Consider the following 20796-nt stretch of genomic DNA (forward strand, 5'->3'; position numbering starts at 1 on the left):
GTCACGGCGCGAACGGCGTGAATGTCCCGTCCAGCACCTCGCGGTGTCCGATGGTGCGGCCCGTCACCGCGTTGGGGTCGACCGCCGCGAGTCGCACCACGGCCTCGGCGAACTCGGCCTCCGAACCGATGTCGTCGAAGTCCGTGCGGTAGTAGGACAGTCCGGGGGTCATCATGGCCTGCGAGGGCGACAGCGCGTTGACGGAGATGTTGCGAGGCTGCAGTTCGTAGGCCGCCGAATTGGTCAGGTGTTCCAGGGCGGCCTTGGATCCGCCGTAGCCGGGCAGGATTCCGCCTCCGAAATCGGTGTAGGGCCCGTCACCGGGGATGCGCGAGGCCACCGAGGAAATGTTGATGATCGCGCCTTCACCGAGCGTCAGCATGTCCGGCACCACCAACTGCATGAGCTCGTAGGCCGCGAACACCGCGATATCGAAGTGCCGCCGGAAGGCATGCACCGGGGTGCCGATGAATGCGGGCCAATCCGCCTGCGCAGTCTGCGGTTTGGCGGGTTTGGCGGCCTTGGCCGGTGTGGCGGCGGGTGTGGCGTCGGCCTTGGGCGGGCGCCCCGGTGCGGTGAACGCGGCGTTGTTGACCAGGATGCTCACCGGCCCCAGTGCGGCACGGGCCTCCTCCACCAGGCGCGGCAGGTCGTCGCGGTCGGTGAGGTCGGCGCGGATCGGGACGGCTTTCCCACCGGCCGCCTCGATCTCGGCCACGGTGGCGCCGATGGTGCCCGGCAGACGTTCGTCCCAGACCTGTTCGGTGCGGGCGACGACGGCGACGCCGGCGCCCTCAGCGGCCAGCGCCAGGGCGATCGCGCGGCCCAGTCCACGACTGGCCCCCGTCACGATTGCGGTCCGGTTCGCCAGTCGTCCCATGGTCATCTCCTCACTCCGTGCACGACGATCGCGGTGGTCTGATCCACCCAGTCCTCGTCTAACGGTCTGGCTGGATCCAAAAGCAACCTGAGCATCGTCGCACCACCGATCACTTCCACCAGACGGTCGGGGTCGATGTCGGGATGCACCTCACCGCGCTCCATGCCCTCCAGCATCCGATCGCGGACGGCCGAGAACGTCGCGGTGAACCGATCCCTGATGCGGGCGTTGAGATGTTCATCGGCCGCCATATCGGCGATCAGCCCTGGCAGCGCGGCTCGCACGACCGGTCTGGTGTACACGTCGCGGGCACCGGCGATCATGGCGCGGATATCCGCGGTGATGTCACCGGCGGGCATCTCCAGGGCGGTCGGCGCCGCGGGGAACGCGGCCTCATGCACCAGTTCGGCTTTGCCTGCCCACCGCCGATACAGCGCGGTCTTGGTGGTGCCCGCGCGCTCCGCGATTGCGGCCATCGTGAGGTTCGAATAACCGATTTCGGCAACCAGTTCCGCGGTGGCAGCGAGTATGGCAGCGTCGATACGAGGATCACGGGGGCGGCCGGCGCCGGAACCCTTGTCAACCGCCGATGGGTCTGCTTTCATAACGCTACCCACCGTATCGTAATTCTGCCGACAAGGACGTGCTCAGTGCCGAGTGACCCCACCGTCGAGACCGACATTGACCATCTCCAGCGATCCAGCCGTGACGTGAGCACCCTGCCTGCCGTGCTGTCGCAGTGGCTCTCGACCGTGATGCCGGGCGGTGCCGCACCGGACATCACCGTCGAGAGCGGCGTGGACTCCAACGGGATGTCCTCGGAGACAATCATTCTCACGGGCCGCTGGACCGCCGACGGACAGCCTCAGGAACAGAAGTGGGTGGCCCGTGTGGCGCCCGGCGAGGACGACGTCCCGGTGTTCTCGTCGTACCGACTGGATCATCAGTTCGAGGTCATGCGCGCGGCGGCCGAACTCACCGACATCCCGGTCCCCCGTGTGCGCTGGCTGGAGGACACCGGCACGGTGCTGGGCCGCCCGTTCTTCCTGATGGACCACGTCGACGGCGTCGTACCGCCCGACGTCATGCCCTACACGTTCGGCAACAACTGGTTCGCCGACGCCAGCACCGAGCAGCAGCGCGCACTGCAGGACCGCACTGTCGAGGTCATCGCCGCGCTGCACTCGATTCCCGACGCCGAGAAGACATTCGCCTATCTCACCGAGGTCGACCCGCCCGGGCCCAATCCCCTGCGGCGCCACTTCGCCTGGCTGAAGGAATGGTACGACTTCTCGGTTCCCGGGATCGGCCGCTCACCCCTGGTGGAGCGCGCGCTGGACTGGCTCGAGGAGAACTTCCCCGACGACGTCGCGGCGGCGCCGTCCGTGCTGGCGTGGGGCGACTCGCGCATCGGCAACGTGCTCTACCGCGACTTCGCGCCGGTCGCAGTGCTCGACTGGGAGATGGCCACCGTCGGACCCCGCGAACTGGACGTCTCATGGATCATCTTCGCGCACATGGTCTTCCAGGAACTCTGCGGCCTCGCCGGGATGCCCGGCCTGCCCGACGTGCTGCGCGAGGAGGACGTGGTGGCCACCTACCGCGCCCGCACCGGCGCCGAGGTCGGTGACCTGCACTGGTTCTACGTGTACTCCGCGGTGGTGTGGTGCTGCGTGTTCATGCGCACCGGCGCGCGCCGCGTGCACTTCGGCGAACTCGAACGGCCCGACGATGTCGAATCGCTGTTCTATCACCGATCCCTGCTGGAGAAGCTGCTCGAAGGGAGCCACTGATGCTCGGACCCATGGACGAGTTCCCGGTACACCAACTGCCCCAGCCCATCGCGTGGCCGGGATCGAGCGACCGCAACTTCTACGACCGCTCGTACTTCAACGCCCACGACCGCACGGGCGACATCTTCGTCATCACCGGCATCGGCTACTACCCCAACCTCGGGGTCAAGGACGCGTTCCTGCTGGTCCGTCGCGGCGACGTCCAGACCGCGGTGCATCTCTCGGACGCCATCGACCAGAACCGGCTGCACCAGCACGTGGGCGGCTATCGGGTCGAGGTGGACGAACCTCTGCACCGCCTGCGCATCGTCCTCGAGGACACCGAAGGCATCTCCGCGGACCTGACCTGGCAGGGCCTGTTCGACGTCGTGCAGGAGCAGCGCCACGTCCTGCGCACGGGTACCCGCGTCACCCTCGATGCCCAGCGGTTCGCCCAATTGGGTTCCTGGCAAGGACATCTGGAGGTCGACGGCGAGCTCATCACGGTCGATCCCACGACCTGGATCGGCAGCCGGGACCGGTCCTGGGGTATCCGGCCGGTCGGCGAGGCCGAGCCCGCGGGCCGCCCCGCGGACCCGCCGTTCGAGGGCATGTGGTGGCTGTACGTCCCAATGGCGTTCGAGCACTTCTCGATCGTGATGATCATCCAGGAGGAGCCCGACGGTTTTCGGTCCCTCAACGACTGCACCCGCATCTGGAAGGACGGCCGCATCGAGCAGCTCGGCTGGCCGCGCGTGAAGATCCACTACACATCCGGCACCCGGATCCCGACCGGCGCCACCATCGAGGCCACCGACGCGACCGGTGCCGCGCTGCGCTTCGACGTGGAGTCCAAGCTGGCCTGCCCGATCCACGTCGGCGGCGGGTACGGCGGTGACTCGGACTGGATCCACGGCACGTGGAAGGGCGAGAACTTCACCGAACGCCTGACCTACGACATGACCGACCCGGCGATCATCGGGCGGGCCGGATTCGGCGTCATCGACCACGTCGGCCGCGCGGTCTGCCACGGCCCGGACGGCACCGCCAGCGAGGGCTGGGGGCTGTTCGAGCACGGCGCGCTGGGACGGCACGACCCGTCGGGGTTCGCCGACTGGCTGACCGTAGCCCCCTGAGTCGCGATTTCGGCGCGCTTTCCGGCGCCCCGCGCCGGGAAGCGCGCCGAAATCGCTAAGGTGACGGGCATGCGTGCGGTACAGATCACCAGGCTCGACGGTCCCGAGGCGATCGAGGTCAATGACGTCGCCGAACCCGACGGCGACATCGTGATCGACGTGCACGCCGCGGGCGTGGCCTTCCCCGATGCACTGCTGAGCCGAGGCCTCTACCAGTACAAACCCGAACTCCCCTTCACTCCCGGTGGCGAGGTCGCCGGCGTCGTGCGCAGCGCGCCTGAGGGTGCCCACGTGCGCGCCGGTGATCGGGTGCTGGGCCTGACGATGATCACCGGCGGCATGGCCGAGGTGGTGGCCCTGTCGGCCGACCGCGTCTTCGCGCTGCCCGACAACATCCCCTTCGAGGCGGGCGCGGGCATCCTGTTCAACGACCTGACCGTGCATTTCGCGTTGCGCACCCGAGGACGGCTCATGCCGGGTGAGACCGTGCTGGTGCACGGCGCCGCGGGCGGCATCGGCACCTCGACCCTGCGCCTGGCGCCCGCCCTCGGCGCGGCCCGCACGATCGCCGTGGTGTCGACCGAGGACAAGATCGCGGTGGCCAAGGCGGCCGGGGCGTCCGATGTCGTACTCGCCGACGGGTTCAAGGACGCCGTCGCGGAACTGACCGGCGGTCGCGGGGTCGACATCGTGCTGGACCCCGTCGGCGGTGACCGGTTCACCGACTCGCTGCGATCGCTGGCCCCCGCGGGCCGACTGCTCGTCGTCGGCTTCACCGGCGGTGACATCCCGACGATCAAGGTGAATCGACTGCTGCTCAACAACGTCGACGCCGTCGGTGTCGGTTGGGGCGCATGGGCTATGTCGCACCCCGGTTATCTCGCCGAGCAGTGGGACGAACTCGGGGCGCTGCTCGCATCGGGGAAGGTTCCCGCGCCTGCGCCCCAGGTCTATCCCGCCGAGCGGGCCGGCGAGGCGATCGCCGCCCTCGAGAACCGCAGCGCGCGCGGCAAAGTCGTACTCACGTTCCGCTAGGCCGAGCCCTGCCCTTCGGGTCAGGCCACCGATCCGCCCAGGCCACAGACACTCTCGGCACTGTGACAGCGCAGCGACGTCATGTAAAGCGCTCGATGCGCTGTAAGCAGGTCAGCGGATACGCCTCCGGGGTGTAGGCTGGCACCCAGTTGGAAATCCAACCAGTCTGGGATGAGGCAGTTCTTCGGTCACTGCTTGTGCCGAGCAGTCCTTCACACCGGTGTATCCGGCGACATCCCGAACGGGGATTCCATGAAAACCCACCCCTCGCGCCCCAACGGAATGACCAGTATGCCGCGTGTCGGCGTGCTCGGCCCCTACCCTCCAACCCGTTGCGGTCTTGCGGCCTTCGGCGCGGGACTCGCCGACGGCCTCACAGCGCTGGGCGCCGAGGTCGGAGTCGTCCAGACCGCCGCTGACGAGCGTTCGACGGCGCCGCAGGTGATCGCGCACCTGACCGACGGTTCACCCGCGTCAATCGCGACGTGCACCGCGCTGCTGAATCAGCACGACGTGGCCATCATCCAGCACGACTACGACAGCTATGGCGGCCCCGATGGGGCAGATGTCCTGGAGGTCGTGGAGGCACTGCAGGTTCCGTCCATCATCACGGTGCACACCGTCCTCAGCGCACCCACGTCACGGCAACGCTCGATCCTCGAGGCGCTCGTGCGGGTTGCCGATCAGGTGACCGTCATGTCGGATGCCGCCAGGCGGCGCATGGGCGAGGTGTACGACGTCGACCTCCACAAGATCTCAGTGGTTCCGCACGGCGCACCCACGCTGCCGAAGACTCGCCCGTCGGGGCGATTCGGCAGACCGACGATGCTCACGTGGGGCTTCCTCCGCCCCGGCAAGGGCGCCGAGAGCGTCATCGACGTCGTGGACTCGATGCGCGACGTTGCCGGCCACCCGCGCTACATGGTGGCCGGCCGTACCCACCCGAGTGTGCTGGCGCAGGAGGGCGAGGCGTACCGCGAGTCCCTCGTGGCCCGAGCGCAGGGCGCCGGCGTGGCCAATTCGGTTGTGGTGGACGGCAATTACCGCGGCACCGCAGCATTGACGGAACTGATCCAGTCCTCAGCGGTCGTTGTGCTGGCGAACGACTCGGCCGAACAGGTGACCTCCGGCGTGCTCGCCGGGTCCATCGCCCGAGGCCGTCCGGTGGTGGCCACCGCGTTTCCGCATGCCGTGGAACTCCTCGGCACCGGAGCGGGAATCGTGGTCGGCCACGACGATCCCGACGCCCTCACCGCAGCACTGCGCCAGGTGCTCACGCAGCCAAGACTGGCCGGCGCTATGGCCGCCGAAGCACGCAGGCTGGCGCCCAGCATGGGCTGGCCGGCGGTCGCCGAGGCGTATCTGAACCTGGCCCGACGTCTGACCGCACGCCGGTCCGCCGCATGACGAGTCATTGATGGACATGCGTCGAAACGTCGGATCCCAACTCGACGTTGAGATCACCGCGGCCTCCACACTCGAATTCCAGATTGCGGTTGCGCCGCATCCCGGCGCCGAAGTCTGGGAGTCGCTGTCGTTCACCTTGGACGGCGCACCCGTGGCGGCGAAGGAGATCACCGGGTCACACGGCAACCGCATCCACAAACTCGCCGTCGAATCGGGCCTGCTGCGCGTCAACTACACGGCGACGATCATCGGCCAGGCGGACGTCGCCCCAGTCACCGACTACGACCTTTCGAGGTATCTGCGCCCCAGCCGGTACGCCGAAGCCGACAAGTTCTTCGGCTTCGCGGCAAAGGAATTCGGCAGCTATGCCAACTCGGCGGCGCTGCTGGAGACGGTGTCGTCGTGGGTCGGCACACGGTTGGACTACGTCGCGGGTTCCAGCGACCCGATTGACGGAGCTGTCGACACGCTGCTGTCGGGCGCCGGAGTGTGCCGCGACTTCGTTCACCTGGTGGTGGCGCTGCTGCGGGCGGTCAACGTTCCCGCCCGCGCCGTATCGGTGTACGCGCCGGGTCTGTATCCCATGGACTTCCACGCGATCGCCGAGGCCTTCATCGACGGACAGTGGCGCGTTGTCGATGCCACTCTGTTGGCGCCCCGTCAGTCCGTCGTGCGCATCGCGACCGGACGCGACGCGGCCGACATCGCGTTCCTCGACAGTCACGACGGAAACATCACCCTGACCGGCCTGAATGTGTCTGCCGTGGTCGATGGCGAGCTGCCGCGCGACTCGGTGGACCAGCTGGTGTCGATCAGATGAGCGTCGCCCCACTTTCCCCGCAGCTGCGGCTTGGCGTGATCGGCCGCACCAACAAAGAGAACGAGCGCAGGCTGCCGATCCACCCCGATCATCTCGACCGGATCGACGCCGACCTGCGGTCCCAGATCTACTTGGAGCAGGGCTACGGTGCACACTTCGGCGTGGACGACACCGAACTGTCGGCTCATGTGGCCGGAGTGCGTTCCAGAGAATCGCTGATTGCCGACTGCGACGTCATCCTGCTGACGAAACCCGATTCCCGCGACCTGGCCGGACTTCGACCCGGCCAGGTGTTGTGGGGTTGGCCGCACTGTGTTCAGGACCGGGAACTGACTCAGCAGGCGATCGACCGCAGACTCACCCTCATCGCCTTCGAGGCGATGAACCTCTGGACCCGCGACGGCGCCTACCGACTGCACGTGTTTCACAAGAACAACGAGATGGCCGGCTGCTGCTCGGTGCTGCACGCCTTGGCGATCATCGGCACGACCGGAACCTACGGCCGCCGACTGCGAGCCGCCGTGCTGGGGTTCGGCGCCACCGCACGCGGAGCCGTGACGGCACTCAACGCCCACGGCGTCCACGACATCGACATCCTGACCAACCGCAATGTGACCGAGGTGGCCTCTCCGATTCACTCGGCACGGATCGTCCAGTTCGACCACGACTCGCACGACGCGGACGGCCTGACATCTGTCGCACACACCGACTCGGGTCCGGTCCCCCTTGCCGACTTCCTCGCCGAGCACGATGTCGTGGTGAACTGTGTTCTGCAGGACCCCAACGCGCCCTTGACATTCCTCGACCTCGACGATCTGGAGGCATTCCGGCCGGGAAGCCTGATCGTGGACGTATCCTGCGATGTGGCAATGGGTTTCAGCTGGGCAAAACCGACTTCCTTTGCCCACCCCGCGATCACAGTCGGTGACAACATCACGTACTACGCAGTCGACCACAGCCCGTCTTATCTGTGGAACTCCGCCACGTGGGAGATCAGTGAAGCACTCATTCCCCACCTGCGCCCGGTGCTGGCGGGGCGGGAGGCTTGGGAAGCCAACCAGACGGTGCGGCGAGCCATCGAGATCATCGACGGCACCGTCCGCAACCCCGACATTCTGACGTTCCAACACCGCCGGCAAGAGCACCCACATAGCGTGATCCAGCCGAGTTGAGCCCGACCGGCGTATCGTCACAAGCAGCGAGCTGCTCAAGTCACGAGCCAACACGTTCGCCCGAAAAGGACCCGCAATGACTGCGCCAACCACGTTCTCGACTCCCTACCAACAACGGCTCGAACTCGTCAGCGACACCATCCAGGCCAACTCCACACTGAACGCGGCCGCGTCCGATGATTTGGCTGTGCACGTCCTGCTGGTCCTGAATTCAATCCCAGAGAAGATCCGCTGAGCGCCCTGCGCTCGGGTGGAGGCGTGAGATGACAGTCACCGTGAAACTCAAGGACCGCGGCAGCGACGAGTACATGCGATTCGGCGACAGCTACCACAAATGCCACGACGGCTCGCTCGAAGTGGTGCGCACCGGCGCCAAGACACCATTCCGTTATCCGCCGGGCGAGTGGACAGATGTCAGCGGAGACCAGCGTAAGAGCGCGAAATCCCGCTTCTGGCACTGATCGGCAGTCGCGGTGGGTGAAACTGGAACGATGTCGGAGACAAGCACATCTCGGGTGGCGGTGTACCTCGACTTCGACAACATCGTGATCTCACGGTATGACCAGGTGAACGGCCGAAACTCGTTCCAACGGGACAAGTCGAAACCCCCCGATGACGGCGCGGACCGATTGAAGCGGGCCACCGTCGACGTCGGAGCCATCATCGATTTCGCGTCCTCGTTCGGCACGCTGGTCCTCACCCGGGCCTACGCCGACTGGTCGGCCGACGTCAACGCCGACTACCGCGGCCAACTGGTGGGCCGTGCGGTCGACCTGGTGCAGCTGTTCCCCGCCGCGGCATACGGTAAGAACGGCGCCGACATTCGGCTGGCGGTCGATGCGGTCGAGGACATGTTCCGGCTGCCGGACCTCACCCATGTCGTGATCGTCGCTGGCGACTCCGACTACATCGCGCTGGCGCAACGTTGCAAACGCCTGGGCCGGTATGTGGTCGGCATCGGTATGGCCGGATCATCGAGTCGAACACTGGCTGCGGCCTGTGACGAGTTCGTCATCTACGACACCCTGCCCAGCGTCCCTGCGTATCCCACTGCGGCTGATGATGATTCACCTCCGAAGCGGCGATCCAAGCGTGCCGAGCAGGTGGACCCCGAGCCGTCCGATCCCCAGGCGGAGGCGACGGGTCTGCTGACCCGCGCCATCCGGATCGGCATGGACAAGGACGACACCGACTGGCTGCATAATTCGATGGTCAAGGCTCAGATGAAGCGTATGGACCCCTCATTCAGCGAAAAGTCTTTGGGATTCCGTTCTTTCAGCGACTTCCTGCGTTCACGGTCGGATCTGGTGGAACTCGACGAGAGCTCGACGACTCGTCTGGTTCGACTCAGATAGCAGACGAACCGTAAACCATCTGCGCGACAAGGGCGTACACTTCGGCTATCGGGACCAGGGCAGGCCCCCATATCAAAGGGGCAGCTGATGTCCGACAAGTCACCGCGCCAGAACATGAGCAAGAAGTCGGCGAAATCCCTCAAGGAGAAACGCGCCGACAAGCGCGCCAAGAGCGAGAACACCGGGCACGTCGAAGACATGTCGACGGGCAGGAAGCGTTAGGGGCGTTCACCCCAGCGCGTCGATGATCTCGCCCACCGCGTCCACTGACAGCGCGCCACCGGAGTAGACGCACACGGTGTCGGCGACGCCGTCCACCCGGTCTCTGATGTGCGCCGCGATGTCCTGCGGGCTGCCGACGGCCGCGATCGTGCTGAGCACATCGTCGTCGATCAGGTTCCCCATCTCCTGCCAGCGGCCCTGTTTGGACAGCGCGTGCAGTTCGGGCTGCAGATCACCCCACCCGTGCGCGTCGAGGACCGGCTTGTAGGCCGGCGTCGACCCGTAGAACGCCAGCAGGCGGCGAGTCCCCGAGTGGTCCTCCCCCGGCGACACGATGATCTCCGGCACCACCGTGAACTGATCCGGGCTCCGTCCTGAGGCCGCGACGCCCTCGCGCACCGCGGGCATGGTGTGTTCGTGCAGAAAGCGCTTGGTGCCGAACGGCATCACCAGCAACCCGTCGGCGTGCTCGGCCGTCGCCCGCGTCAGCCGGGGTCCAAGGGCGCCAACGTAAATCGGTGGAGGACCATACGGCAGGCCGGGCGGGCTGAAGTTGGGTGTCATCAGCGTGTGGGAGTAGAACTCACCGCGGAACGTCAGCCGCTCACCCGTCGACCAGGTGTGGAAGATCGCCCGCAGCGCCGCGATCAACTCCGTCATCCGCGCCACCGGACGGTCGAACTCGGCCCCGAACCGCTTCTCGATCTGGGTGCGGATCTGGGTCCCCAATCCCAGCACGAACCGTCCGCCGGACAGCTGCTGATGGTCGGCTGCCTGGTGCGCGAGGTGAATCGGATTGCGAGGGAAGGCGATCGCTACGTTGGTCATCAGGTCCAGACCGCCGACGGTGCTGGCCAGCGTCAGCGGCGCGAACACGTCGTGCGGGCCCTCGAAGGTGAAGACGCCCGCGGCGCCGGCCTCCTTGAGCGCGTGGGTGCGCTCGATCGCGTCGGTGGGACCGGATAACGCTGTCAAGATCTTCACGCGCCGCAGCCTAATGCGCTTGACTGGACCCCGTGCGTGCTCAGACAGATGTCGTGGTGATCGGTGCCGGATTCGCGGGGTTGACCGCTGCGCGGGAACTCAATCGGCGGGGCCTTCAAGTCCTGGTGCTCGAGGGACGCGACCGGGTCGGCGGCCGGTCCTACACCGGTGCGGTGGCGGGCCTGCCCGTCGACCTCGGTGCCACCTTCGTGGGGCCCACCCAGGACGCGGTGCTGGCGCTCGCGGCCGAACTCGGCTGCCCCACCACGCCGACGTTCTGCGAGGGGAAGAACCTGATCAACTGGCGCGGCAGTGTCCGGGCGTACTCGGGAACCGTCCCCGCGCTGTCGATGGGAGGACTGCTCAACATCGCGCGCGTGCGCTGGCAGTTCACCCGCGTGGCCCGCGGAGTCCCCGTGGACAGGCCGGGCGCGGCCCTGCATGCGCACGAACTCGACTCGATGTCGCTGCAGGATTGGCTCACGAAGAAGCGCGCATCCTCGACGACGCTGGACCTGATGGCGATCATGTCGCGGGTCACCTGGGGGGCGGAACCCTCCGAGGTCTCGATGCTGCACGCCGCGCGCTATGTCGCGGCCGCGGGCGGACTGGACCGCATGCTCGACGTGACCGATGGCGCGCAGCAGGACCGGTTCGCGGCAGGCACCCAGTCGATCGCGCTGCGGATGGCCGAGGAACTCGGGGATGCCGTGGTGCTGGGCGCCGCGGTTCACGGTGTCGAGCACACCGATGACGGCGCGACGGTGCATTCCGCGGCGGGATCGGTGAGCGCGCGGGCTGTCGTGGTCGCGGTGCCTCCACAGCACCGCGCGGCCATCGAGTTCAGCCCCGCACTACCGGACGGGCACGCCGAACTGCCGTCGCGCTGGCCGCAGGGCAGACTCAGCAAGGCCTACGCGGCGTATGAGACGCCGTTCTGGCGCGCCGACGGGTGCTCGGGTGAGGCACTGTCGGACACCGGTCCGGTGTTCATCACGTTCGACGTCAGTCCCCGCAAAGACGGGCCCGGCATCCTGCTGGGGTTCGTCGATCCCCGCGAGTTCGACACGCAGACACCCGGGCAGCGCCGAGAGCACGCCCTGCGCGGGTTCGCCGCCCTGTTCGGCGACGCCGCGCTGCAGCCCATCGACTATCTCGACTTCAGTTGGGGCACAGAGCCTTTTTCACCAGGAGGCCCCACCGCGGCCGTGCCGCCCGGCTCGTGGACCACTGTGGGTCGGGCGCTGCATGAACCGGTGGGCGCACTGTTCTGGGCGGGCACCGAAACCGCCGACGCGTGGACCGGCTTCCTCGACGGCGCGGTCCGTTCGGGACTGCGTGCGGCCGACGAGGTCGAAATCGCGCTGACGGGTTAGGCCCGCACCGAGTCCACCAGCGACCGCAGTCGGCCGTTGACCGTCTCGGGGTGCTCCAGGATGCCGCAGTGCCCGCCCGGCAGTTCGACGAAGTCGACCAGGTGGGGCACTTCCTCGGCGATGCGGCGCTGCGCGGCGATCGGCAGCAGGCGGTCATGCGTGCTGCCGATGACCAGGGCGGGCACCGTCAACCCGTCGAGCGGGATGTGCCGCTTCTCGACGGAGTCCATCAGCATCCGTGCGCAGCCCCCGCGACCCGCGGGAGGTGTGGTGGCGAACAGTTCGTAGACGAAGTCGGTGATCGCCGGATCCGCATCCCGACCGACCGCGAGCCGCGCGACGACGCCGCGCCCCGGGCGCTTCACCGCGCCCAGCGCCGGGATCCCGCCAAAATTGCGGATCACCTGAGTCGCCACCACAGCGCGCGGGTTGGCCAGGCGCGGAGACAACGCCAGGAACTTGACCTGCCGGACGAGCTCACCCGTGGTGGTGTTGATCAGGGCCACGGCGTCGGCACGATCGGCCACCTTGTGCCGGTACCGCTCGGACCACGCCTCGATCGCGATGCCGCCCATCGAGTGGCCCGCGATCACAGCACGCTCGCCAGGCGCCAGCGTGGCCTCCAGGACGGCGTCGAGATCGCCGGCCAGGTGGTTGAGGCTGTAGTGACCACGGGGCGGGACGCCGCTGCGTCCGTGCCCGCGGTGGTCGAACGCGATGACTCGGTGATCCTGGGCCAGGTCTTTGATCTGCTCGCGCCAGACCCGAATCGCGCAGGTGATTCCGTGTGCCAGCACGACCGGATAGCCGTCCTCGGGGCCGAAGACCTCGGTGTGCAGTCGGGTGCCGTCGGAACCTCGAACGATAACCGGTCGACTGGGCGGAAGCTCGGTGGCGGTGCGTGTACTCAAGGGACCCTCCTCGACGACGGCTTCTTTGCCGTACTTGCCGAGCATAACCCCTGTGATGGCCGAGCCGATGCACCTACCTGGATTAAGTGCGCGGCTAAAACACCCGCACGTAATCGACGATCATTTGCGCAGGATAGGAGCCCCCGGCTGGGTCGCCGCCGCCCGAGCCGGCGACCGCGACGTTGAGAACCGGGACGAAGGTGTAGCCGGGGTTGTTGAACGGCCACGGATCCATCGAGAAGGCGGGCACACGGAAGAACGGCTCCATACCGGGCGCGTAGTCCTTCCAGAAGTAGATGCCGTTCTGGTCCCAGGTGGCACGCCAGGTGTGCCAGTTGCCGTCGACGGCCATCGGCTGGGTGACGTGCGACGTGCCGTCGAGCTTGGAGTGCACCGTGGTTCCCGACGGCCACTCACCGTTGCCGTACCACTCCATGAGGTCGATCTCGCCGCCATCGACCGGGTTGTCGTTGAGAATCCACCACGCCGGCCAGCAGCCCGCGGTCAGGCACTCGAGCTTGATCCGGGCTTCCCACGTGCTTCCGATGCCCACCGGCTGGGTGCCGACGATCTTGGCGCCGAAGTACTTGTCCCCCTCCTTGGTGGCGCGGATGACGAGGTTGCCCTTGCCGTCCAGGAACAGGTTCTCGCGGCTGTCGCGGTATTCGCCCATGTTCTCGGGACGATCCCAGAACACCGGGTTCTTGATCCGCTCGCGGGCCGGCATCACGCGCCACTTCGAGTAGTCGATGCTCGACCCCGCCGGACCGTCGAAATCGTCGGCGAACAGCATCCCGGCCTGCGCCTGCCCCTGCGGGCCAGGTGCCGGGGCATCCGGCTGCGGAGGCTCGGCCAACGCATTGGGTAGGGGAAGAGCGGCGGCGGCCACGCCGAGACCCGCCATCATCATCAAGCTCCGACGATCCATCTGAGGCACAGCGAGACCTTAAGGTACAGACTGCCAAAATCGCCCGGTACTGCCGCGGACCGCGCGCCGCGGGCTCAGTCCTGCACCGTCAGACGCAGTCGCTCGAGGCGCCGGACGAGGACACTGGGCACCCATTCCCCCACGTCATCGGCCTCGATCCAGCCGGTGCTGGCCAACAGCTCGCCGAGCACGATCTTGGCCTCCAGGCGTGCGAGCGCGGCCCCGACGCAGAAGTGCGCGCCCTTGCCGAAGGTCAGGTGCCCCTTCGCCGACGGGCGGTCGAGCCGAAACTCGTTCGGCGCGTCGAACTGGCGAGGATCCCGGTTGGCCGCCCCCCACAACAGCAGCAGCCGCGAGTGCGCGGGCAGCGCAACCCCGGCCAGTTCGGTGTCACGCCGGACGTGGCGGTAGTGCCCACGGAACGGCGCCTCGTACCGCAGGGCCTCCTCGATGAACGGCCCGACGAGTGCGGGGTCCTCGCGCACCGCCCGCTGAATGTCGGGACGCGACACCAGAATCCAGGCCGCGCTGCCCAGCAGGGACGCCGTCGACTCTCCCGCAGCGCTGAACAGCGTGATCATCATGGCCAGCGCGGCGATCTCCTCGACCTCACCGAGGACGCACCGCGACGCCAGGTCGCTGATCAGTCCCTCACCGGGCGCCTGTGTGGCGGCGTGGAAGTGCTCGAGCACGTACCCGGACAGCTCCATGGCGGCCATGCCTGCGCTCTCCATGTGCTCGGCGGTCCCAACGCCGTCGAGCAGGCTCGCGGCGCGGTAGCCCAGGTCGACCAGCCGATCGGCGTCGTCCTCGGGCAGGCCCAGGAGCCGGGTGACGACCATCATCGGCACCCGGTTGGCGATGGTGTCCATCCAGTCGATCCGGTTGTCGGACAGGCTCTCTGAAAGCAGCCGCCTCGTGGTCTGCTGGGCGTACTCACTGATGATCTGAATCCGTCGGGCTGACAGGTGCGGCACCAGGATCCGCCGGTGCACGGCGTGCAACGGGTCGTCGGCCGTGGCGATGGCGTGGATCGGTCCATCGAGCTCGCCGGTGGGGAACGGGGTCACCTCACCGTGCTCGCCGAACACCATCACCGCGGTGAGGTTGGACGAGAAGTCGTCGACGCGGCGCACGGCGTCCTGCACGGCGTCCCAGGAACACACGGTGAAGAACTCGGAGTCGCCGACGCGGTGCACGGGAGCCTCGGCGCGCATCCGGTCGTAGACCGGATAGGGGTCCCGCACGCCTGCGGGACCGAACAGGGCCATCGAGTCATCGAGAACCGGCATGCACTGAGGCTGCTGCCGGCACTGCGGTGAGGTCAATGACCTGCGGCGAAGTCGCGACGCGCGGCATTGCCCGGGACGAGAAGTCCTTCTCAGCGCAGATCCCCCACCTGCGGGGCAGTGTGAGATTTTCGTGCTGATTTCTCTCATCATGAGAGACACTGCCTCAATGTCACGCAACGACTGGCTGGTCGGTGGGGATCGCGCGGACGCGGCCGCGGAGCGGATCTACGCCGGTGCGGCGGACCTCATCGCCCGCGAGGGCTACGACGCCTTCACCATCGACGCGTTGGCGGCCGCGGTGCACTGTTCACCGGCGACCATCTATCGGCACACCGGCGGCAAGACCGCGATCAGAGAGGCCGTCGTCGCCCGTCAGGCGCTGCTGGTGGTTGAGGAGGTGCGCACGGCGATCGAGGGCCTGACCGGAACAGAGCGGGCGGTGGCGGCCACCGTCGTTGCGCTACAGCGCATGCGGTCCGACCCCATTCGGCGCATCATGCGGACGTTGCCGCCTGGAAGCGACTGGTTGACCACGTCGCCGATCGTCACCGCACTGGCCGCCGAGATGCTCGGCCAGGACTCGCCCGACTCGGTGGACGCCCAGATGCTCATTCGCGTGTTCATGGCGTTGTGGTTCTGGCCGGTCAAAGATCCGGCGCAGGAGCGCGCCGTGGTGGAACGCCTGCTGGGCTCGGCGTTCGATCCCAGCCTGAGGCGCTGAGACTGCGATACTCGATGAATGCCTGACCGCAACGTGCTGGGCGGCCCACTGCAAGAGTGCGGAACCGACCCGATGACAGGGTTCTACCGGGACGGCTGCTGTTCGAGTGGTCCCGAGGACGTCGGCCTGCACACCATCTGCGCGGTGGTCACCGCCGAGTTCCTGGCGCACCAGCGCGAGATCGGCAACGACCTGTCCACACCCATGCCGGCCTACCGCTTCCCCGGCCTAGTCCCGGGTGACCGTTGGTGCGTGACCGCGGCCAACTGGCTGCGCGCGCATGAGGACGGCCGCGCCGCACCGGTGGTCTTGGCCTGCACGCACGAGCGCACCCTGGACGTCGTGCCGTTGGAGGTGCTGCGTGAGCACGCGGTGGACGTGCCCGACGATGCGGGCTCGCTGGGCTAGCCGAAGTTGGTGAAGGGGCTGACGGCGTCACGGGCGAACTGCACGATGTTGACCATCGGGTTGCCGTCCGGGTAGCTGACCGTGGCGAGCAGATTGCCGCCCGCGTCGACGAAGTTGCTGTCGGCCCGGCCCTGGTGGGTCGACGAGGTCACCAGGATGATGCCGGTGGCACCCGCGTTCTTGGCCAACGGCACGGAGAATCTCGCGTTCTGAACGGTGCTGTTGGCCTTGGGTTCGACGATGATCCGTCGACTCGGAAACCCAAGGGAGGTGAGCATTCTGCGCATCTGTTCGGCCTCTGTGATGCCGTTGCGCGGATTGCCGCCGGTGACGATGATGGGCGACTGCGGGAAGAACTGCGCGACCGCCAGGCCGGTGAGCACACGGCGACGCAGGATGGTCTGCATCGTGCCGTCAGCATTCAATCCGTAGCCCAGGATCACGATGGCCGGCTTGGTGAAGTCCTTGGCCGCGGGCGTGGGCGCCGCGACCGCGGGCGCCGGGGCGATCTGGCCGAGAGTTGCCGCCATCGCGAGCGCCATTGCGGCGACCGCACCCTTCCATCGACTGCGCATGCCGGTGTAGTCGTTGCGGAAGTGTCAATTGTTACCGACGGGACTCACCCGCCCGCGGCCTGACGCGCCTCACGCTCCTCGTGGATGCGGACGAGCTCGCGGAATCCGAGGCGGTGGTACTTCGGAACGGGCTGAATGCCCCACTCGTCCTGCGCGGTGTCCTTACCCTCAGCGCCCTCGGGCGGCCCGAGGGGCGGATAGGGGTACTTGCACTCCAACGTGTCGTCGGAGTACCGCACCTTGAGCAGCTCACTGCAGACCTCGGTCAGGCTCAACGTCGGGTAGCCGTAGTAGACCGCCATGAACGGCAGCGTGAAGGCGCCTTCGATCACCAGCGCGACCAGGCAGACCAGCACGGCCCGCTTGATCCACTTGTGCATGCGCGCGTAGTAGGGCGTGGTGCCGGGCGGCAGGTCGGCGGCCGCGTCCTGCTCCTCGATTCCTGACGGCGTGCTCACAGTGTTCTCCTTGCCACTCAGTCGGTGAAGATCTCGCGGTTGACCGTGTGCAGATACGGGATCGCGAGGAACGGCGTGATGTAGAAGATGTCGTAGAGCCACCACCCGATGACCGGGAAAACCACACCGGCGTAGCGGATGTCGGCGAACATCGTCATGTTGGTGATGTAGGCGACCCAGATGACCACGCCCATCCAGCACGTCACGACCATCCACTGATGGCCCCACCGCTTCATCTGCAGGAAACCGATCGCCGCCGCGACGCGCATCGCGAACACCGTGAAGATCAGCCCCACGACGTAGGACTTCTCCCCCGGGGCCGCCGATCCGCCGACCCAGAGTTCGTTGTAGTGCCAGAAGTAGCCGGCGTCGAACATGTTGCCCCACCCGATCATCAGCACGCGATTGATCAGGGTGTGGTTGGCCACCAGGTCCAGTGCCCAGCCGAGGCTGTTGAGCATGCCGTCGATCAGCACCAGATAGCCGATCAGCGTGACGATCATGGGCCGCACCGACAGCCCGGACTTCAGCGCCTGCCGCTGCAGCCAGACGCCGCGCATGAAGATGGGAAACCCGATCAGACCCGGCGCCCACATCCCCATGAGCGCGGCCCCGGTGATCATCCACTTGTCGGCCCTGCGCTGCGCGAGTCTCGACTCGTCGTGGTGATCCTCGAGGCTGCCGGCCTGCACTGGGACACTCACAGGTCCCACCAACCCCTGGTGAACGACATGTACAGCTGGATGAGGAACATCGTCAGCAGATAGCCGTAGATGACGATCTGGAAGACGATGAGCGCCCTCTTGCGCTTGCGCTCCTTCTGGTCGACCATGTCCCGAACTCCTCCCTAATGTGGCTGTGCACCTGCGGCGTCGGCTCCGAGCAGGCTTGCGGCGGCGACCTCGCGAAGGCCGTCCGTGATGGCCCCGTCGCCGCTCAGCGGAGCCAGGATGCAGGCGTCCGCTGCCTCCAATTCGGTTGCGCCCGCGCTGATGAGCTGCGCAGCCGTGACGAGGACGCGCGTCGACGGTGGCTCGAAGTGGAAGGCCCGGTCGGCCGTGCGGATCGCGGTCGCGCACTGCACCAGACGCTGGGCCGTGGCCGTGTCGACGCCCGACTCCGAGACCACCACCTGCGCCTCGCGGTCGGCCGGCAGGTAGGTCATCGGCAGTGTGACGAACCGCTGCCGAAACGACGGCTTGAGTTCCTTCAGCGAGCTGCGGTAGGCCGGGTTGTACGAGCACACCAGCATGAATTCGGTTGGTGCGTGGACGACTTCGTCGGCGCGATCCAGGTACAGCGCGCGCCGGTGATCGGTCAGCGAGTGCAGGATGGCCAGCGAGTCATGGCGGGCCTCCACCACCTCGTCGAGGTAGCAGATCGCACCGGACTTGACGGCCCGGGTCAGCGGTCCGTCGGTCCAGATGACGTCGCCGCCGGTCACCATGAAGCGCCCGACCAGATCCGAGCTCGTGAGGTCGTCGTGGCAGCTGATGGTCACCACAGGCCGCCCCAGCAGTGAGCCCATGTGCTCGACGAAACGTGTCTTCCCGCACCCCGTCGGGCCCGTGAGCATCACCGGGAGGTTGCGCTGATACGCCTGCTCGAACAGGCTGACCTCGGCGCCGTTCGCGAAGTAGGTGTCGGACGTCATCGCTTCCTCCCTCTGGTTACGCGCTGACCAGTTCGCGGTGGACATGGGCCAGGACCCGCGGCAGTTCCTCGACCCGCCGAATCCGTTGTGACCGGCGCGATCCGAAGACCTCCGGCAGCGGGTCCACGCGGGCCGGACCGACCCCGACGTAGTAGACCGAGACGCCTGCGTCGTTGGCCTCCTCCACGGCGTGTGCGGTGTCGGCCCAGGCGTAGCGACCCTCATACCCCTCGTCGGAGATCATGCCGTCGCCGATCGCGATGATCAGCCGCCTCTCGGCGGGCTCGTCGAGCAGTCGGCTGGTCAGGTGGCGGATGGGGGCGCCGAGGCGCGTGTACCCGCCGGTGGACAATCCCAGCCCGCTCGGCGGGACGAAACCCAGATCTCCGAAGTCCTTGAGACAGCGCACTTCCACTCGGTGCCGGGTGTTGCCGGTGAACACGAAGATGCCGTGCCTCTCGCGGGCTCGGGTCATGGCCTGCGACAGCGCGTCCGCGCACGCCAACTCCAGCCGGAACACCCGCCCGCCGTGTACGCCGAGTGATGAACTGCCGTCGAGCAGCAGTGCGGTGCTCACGTCGCGGCAGGCCGGGAGCAGGTCGCGGAACACTCGAGGTTCTCCTGCCTCCCCGGTGCGCAGGTCGACGTAGTGCCGCACATACTGGTCGACGTCAAGGTCCGCGCCGTCCTCGAGGCGGTTGGTCATCGCCCGGTGTGTGTGCTCCTCGAACCACTTCCGCAGATCCGCCGGCGTGGTCTGCGATTCACCGACGTGCGCGTCGCGCGCCAGTTCGAGCACCGCGACGTGGTCGGGCAGGAAGCGTCTGGTCCAGGCATTCCATTCCGGATAGGGGATGCCGGGCCGATGCTCGGGTGTGGAGTCCATGTCGTTGTCCTGCGGCCGACTCGGCGGCGGCAGGTTGGGGTTGCGCACTCCCCCGTCACCGCCGACGGGAACCGAGTACGGGCGCGGCATCCGCTTCTGCGACGTGGTCCACGGCATCCGGCCGAACTGCCTGCGCAGCCGGTCGGTGAGTCGCGCGGATTCCGTGTAGGCCAACGGAAGCCGCCCCAGCAGCGGATCGGTTGGGGCAGGCCGCCCGGCCGCGGCCCAGGCGATCGCCCGCGCCAGCATCTCCTCGGCATCCATGTCGGCCTCGAGGATCTCCACGGCGGGCAGCAGGCGGTGGAACTCGCCGAGCAGGCCCGGCCAGTGCGCCGCCGCCCACCCGATCGCGACGCCGGCCTCCACGAGCGTCAACGCCGACAGTTCGCGCCCGCTCAACTCGCCCAGGCGGTAGCCGACGATGCGCTCCTTCGACGGCGAACACTGCAACGCCACGGCGCATGTCACATCCCGCCGGGACCACATGCGCGCCAACGGGTACGGGACGTGCACGAACGTCAACGCACTGTTGAGGCCGAAGGCGCGGTGGTCTCCGGTGACCAATCGCGCACCCTCCCTGCGGTTTCCGCTCAGCGCAACCGCGGTCAGGGCGCAGGCGCGCTCGAGGTCGGAGGCATGCCCGGTGACGACGTCGGTCATCGTTTCAGAAGGTGCCGATGTTGGAGAACATCCAGTACCAGAACCAGATGATCAGCCCGGTGCCGCCCCACGCTCCCACGTAGCGCAGCAGTTCCCAGAGCATGTCCATGACCTGATCCTCCCCGTCGTCGACGCGCTGCTCTT

25 protein-coding genes are annotated in these 20796 nt (G+C 67.4%); 13 read left to right on the forward strand and 12 right to left on the reverse strand.

All coding sequences use genetic code 11. The features are described 5' to 3' along the window. Nucleotide 1: 1 nt before the first annotated feature. Together G6N34_RS16445 and G6N34_RS16450 are read right to left on the reverse strand one after the other, a co-directional pair. Nucleotides 2–880 (reverse strand): SDR family NAD(P)-dependent oxidoreductase, encoded by an 879-nt coding sequence (locus tag G6N34_RS16445; RefSeq protein ID WP_407663236.1) that lies wholly within the window; start codon nt 878–880, stop codon nt 2–4. 2 nt (nt 881–882) lie between these two features. Beyond that, nucleotides 883–1485 (reverse strand): TetR/AcrR family transcriptional regulator, encoded by a 603-nt coding sequence (locus tag G6N34_RS16450; RefSeq protein WP_085148447.1) that lies wholly within the window; start codon nt 1483–1485, stop codon nt 883–885. Nucleotides 1486–1530: 45 nt separating this feature from the next. Between G6N34_RS16450 and G6N34_RS16455 the strand changes: the two genes are divergently transcribed. The 10 genes from G6N34_RS16455 to G6N34_RS28305 all read left to right on the forward strand — a co-directional run bounded on the left by G6N34_RS16455 (nt 1531) and on the right by G6N34_RS28305 (nt 9799). Next, a complete protein-coding gene (locus G6N34_RS16455) occupies nt 1531–2673 on the forward strand; it encodes a phosphotransferase family protein (protein WP_085148450.1) in 1143 nt (380 codons plus the stop codon). Further along, entirely contained in the window at nt 2673–3788 is a 1116-nt protein-coding gene (locus tag G6N34_RS16460; protein WP_085148453.1) for an Rv3169 family protein, read from the forward strand. The genes G6N34_RS16455 and G6N34_RS16460 overlap by 1 nt, the downstream gene beginning before the upstream one ends. Nucleotides 3789–3857: 69 nt before the next feature. Then, nucleotides 3858–4823: an NADPH:quinone oxidoreductase family protein gene (locus tag G6N34_RS16465; RefSeq protein WP_085148456.1), complete on the forward strand. Its 966-nt coding sequence runs from the start codon at nt 3858–3860 to the stop codon at nt 4821–4823. 252 nt (nt 4824–5075) lie between these two features. After that, the gene (locus tag G6N34_RS16470; protein ID WP_234812723.1) at nt 5076–6230 is read left to right on the forward strand and encodes a glycosyltransferase; all 1155 of its coding nucleotides are present in this window, start codon (nt 5076–5078) and stop codon (nt 6228–6230) included. 16 nt (nt 6231–6246) lie between these two features. Continuing rightward, nucleotides 6247–7050, forward strand: a complete 804-nt coding sequence (locus G6N34_RS16475; protein ID WP_085149959.1) for a transglutaminase-like domain-containing protein — start codon at nt 6247–6249, stop codon at nt 7048–7050. Further along, nucleotides 7047–8222 (forward strand): N(5)-(carboxyethyl)ornithine synthase, encoded by a 1176-nt coding sequence (locus tag G6N34_RS16480; protein ID WP_085148462.1) that lies wholly within the window; start codon nt 7047–7049, stop codon nt 8220–8222. Before G6N34_RS16475 ends, G6N34_RS16480 begins: the two co-directional genes overlap by 4 nt. 76 nt (nt 8223–8298) lie before the next feature. Beyond that, a complete protein-coding gene (locus tag G6N34_RS27615) occupies nt 8299–8457 on the forward strand; it encodes a DUF6307 family protein (protein ID WP_165763627.1) in 159 nt (52 codons plus the stop codon). Between the two features lie 28 nt (nt 8458–8485). Continuing rightward, complete coding sequence (locus G6N34_RS16485) at nt 8486–8683, forward strand: hypothetical protein (protein ID WP_085148465.1); 198 nt, start codon at nt 8486–8488, stop codon at nt 8681–8683. 30 nt (nt 8684–8713) lie between these two features. Then, nucleotides 8714–9577, forward strand: coding sequence for an NYN domain-containing protein (locus G6N34_RS16490; protein ID WP_179965769.1), 864 nt, complete (start codon nt 8714–8716; stop codon nt 9575–9577). Nucleotides 9578–9664: 87 nt separating this feature from the next. After that, nucleotides 9665–9799, forward strand: a complete 135-nt coding sequence (locus G6N34_RS28305; RefSeq protein ID WP_264016588.1) for a hypothetical protein — start codon at nt 9665–9667, stop codon at nt 9797–9799. Between the two features lie 6 nt (nt 9800–9805). On the opposite strand, the gene G6N34_RS16495 is transcribed toward G6N34_RS28305, so the two are convergent. Beyond that, entirely contained in the window at nt 9806–10774 is a 969-nt protein-coding gene (locus G6N34_RS16495; protein ID WP_085149961.1) for a TIGR03617 family F420-dependent LLM class oxidoreductase, read from the reverse strand. A gap of 41 nt (nt 10775–10815) precedes the next feature. Between G6N34_RS16495 and G6N34_RS16500 the strand changes: the two genes are divergently transcribed. Beyond that, complete coding sequence (locus tag G6N34_RS16500; RefSeq protein ID WP_234812724.1) at nt 10816–12159, forward strand: flavin monoamine oxidase family protein; 1344 nt, start codon at nt 10816–10818, stop codon at nt 12157–12159. On the opposite strand, the gene G6N34_RS16505 is transcribed toward G6N34_RS16500, so the two are convergent. The 3 genes from G6N34_RS16505 to G6N34_RS16515 all read right to left on the reverse strand — a co-directional run bounded on the left by G6N34_RS16505 (nt 12156) and on the right by G6N34_RS16515 (nt 15290). Further along, on the reverse strand, nt 12156–13070 hold the full coding sequence (locus G6N34_RS16505) for an alpha/beta fold hydrolase (protein ID WP_234812725.1): 915 nt from the start codon (nt 13068–13070) through the stop codon (nt 12156–12158). The genes G6N34_RS16500 and G6N34_RS16505 overlap by 4 nt on opposite strands. 94 nt (nt 13071–13164) lie before the next feature. After that, on the reverse strand, nt 13165–13998 hold the full coding sequence (locus G6N34_RS16510) for a glycoside hydrolase family 16 protein (protein ID WP_085148477.1): 834 nt from the start codon (nt 13996–13998) through the stop codon (nt 13165–13167). Nucleotides 13999–14072: 74 nt separating this feature from the next. After that, nucleotides 14073–15290, reverse strand: a complete 1218-nt coding sequence (locus tag G6N34_RS16515; protein ID WP_085148480.1) for a cytochrome P450 — start codon at nt 15288–15290, stop codon at nt 14073–14075. A 166-nt stretch (nt 15291–15456) separates the two neighbouring features. Here G6N34_RS16515 and G6N34_RS16520 point away from each other — a divergent pair, with 166 nt between their 5' ends. After that, nucleotides 15457–16011, forward strand: a complete 555-nt coding sequence (locus G6N34_RS16520) for a TetR/AcrR family transcriptional regulator (RefSeq protein WP_085148482.1) — start codon at nt 15457–15459, stop codon at nt 16009–16011. A gap of 18 nt (nt 16012–16029) precedes the next feature. Then, nucleotides 16030–16419: a DUF2237 family protein gene (locus G6N34_RS16525; RefSeq protein ID WP_085148484.1), complete on the forward strand. Its 390-nt coding sequence runs from the start codon at nt 16030–16032 to the stop codon at nt 16417–16419. Here G6N34_RS16525 and G6N34_RS16530 read toward each other — a convergent pair. The 6 genes from G6N34_RS16530 to G6N34_RS16550 form a co-directional block, all read right to left on the reverse strand. Beyond that, a complete protein-coding gene (locus tag G6N34_RS16530; protein WP_085148487.1) occupies nt 16416–16994 on the reverse strand; it encodes a YdcF family protein in 579 nt (192 codons plus the stop codon). The two genes, G6N34_RS16525 and G6N34_RS16530, sit on opposite strands and share 4 nt — an antisense overlap. Before the next feature lie 44 nt (nt 16995–17038). Then, nucleotides 17039–17452: a hypothetical protein gene (locus tag G6N34_RS16535; protein WP_109788279.1), complete on the reverse strand. Its 414-nt coding sequence runs from the start codon at nt 17450–17452 to the stop codon at nt 17039–17041. Nucleotides 17453–17469: 17 nt separating this feature from the next. Continuing rightward, on the reverse strand, nt 17470–18075 hold the full coding sequence (locus G6N34_RS16540) for a hypothetical protein (protein ID WP_234812772.1): 606 nt from the start codon (nt 18073–18075) through the stop codon (nt 17470–17472). Between the two features lie 77 nt (nt 18076–18152). Beyond that, nucleotides 18153–18284 (reverse strand): hypothetical protein, encoded by a 132-nt coding sequence (locus G6N34_RS28310; protein ID WP_264016589.1) that lies wholly within the window; start codon nt 18282–18284, stop codon nt 18153–18155. Nucleotides 18285–18299: 15 nt separating this feature from the next. Next, the gene (locus G6N34_RS16545; RefSeq protein WP_085148493.1) at nt 18300–19106 is read right to left on the reverse strand and encodes a CbbQ/NirQ/NorQ/GpvN family protein; all 807 of its coding nucleotides are present in this window, start codon (nt 19104–19106) and stop codon (nt 18300–18302) included. A 16-nt stretch (nt 19107–19122) separates the two neighbouring features. Then, nucleotides 19123–20652, reverse strand: a complete 1530-nt coding sequence (locus G6N34_RS16550) for a nitric oxide reductase activation protein NorD (protein WP_085148496.1) — start codon at nt 20650–20652, stop codon at nt 19123–19125. Nucleotides 20653–20796 lie beyond the last annotated feature (144 nt).

This window comes from Mycolicibacterium confluentis, from assembly GCF_010729895.1.
Classification (GTDB): Bacteria; Actinomycetota; Actinomycetes; order Mycobacteriales; family Mycobacteriaceae; genus Mycobacterium; species Mycobacterium confluentis.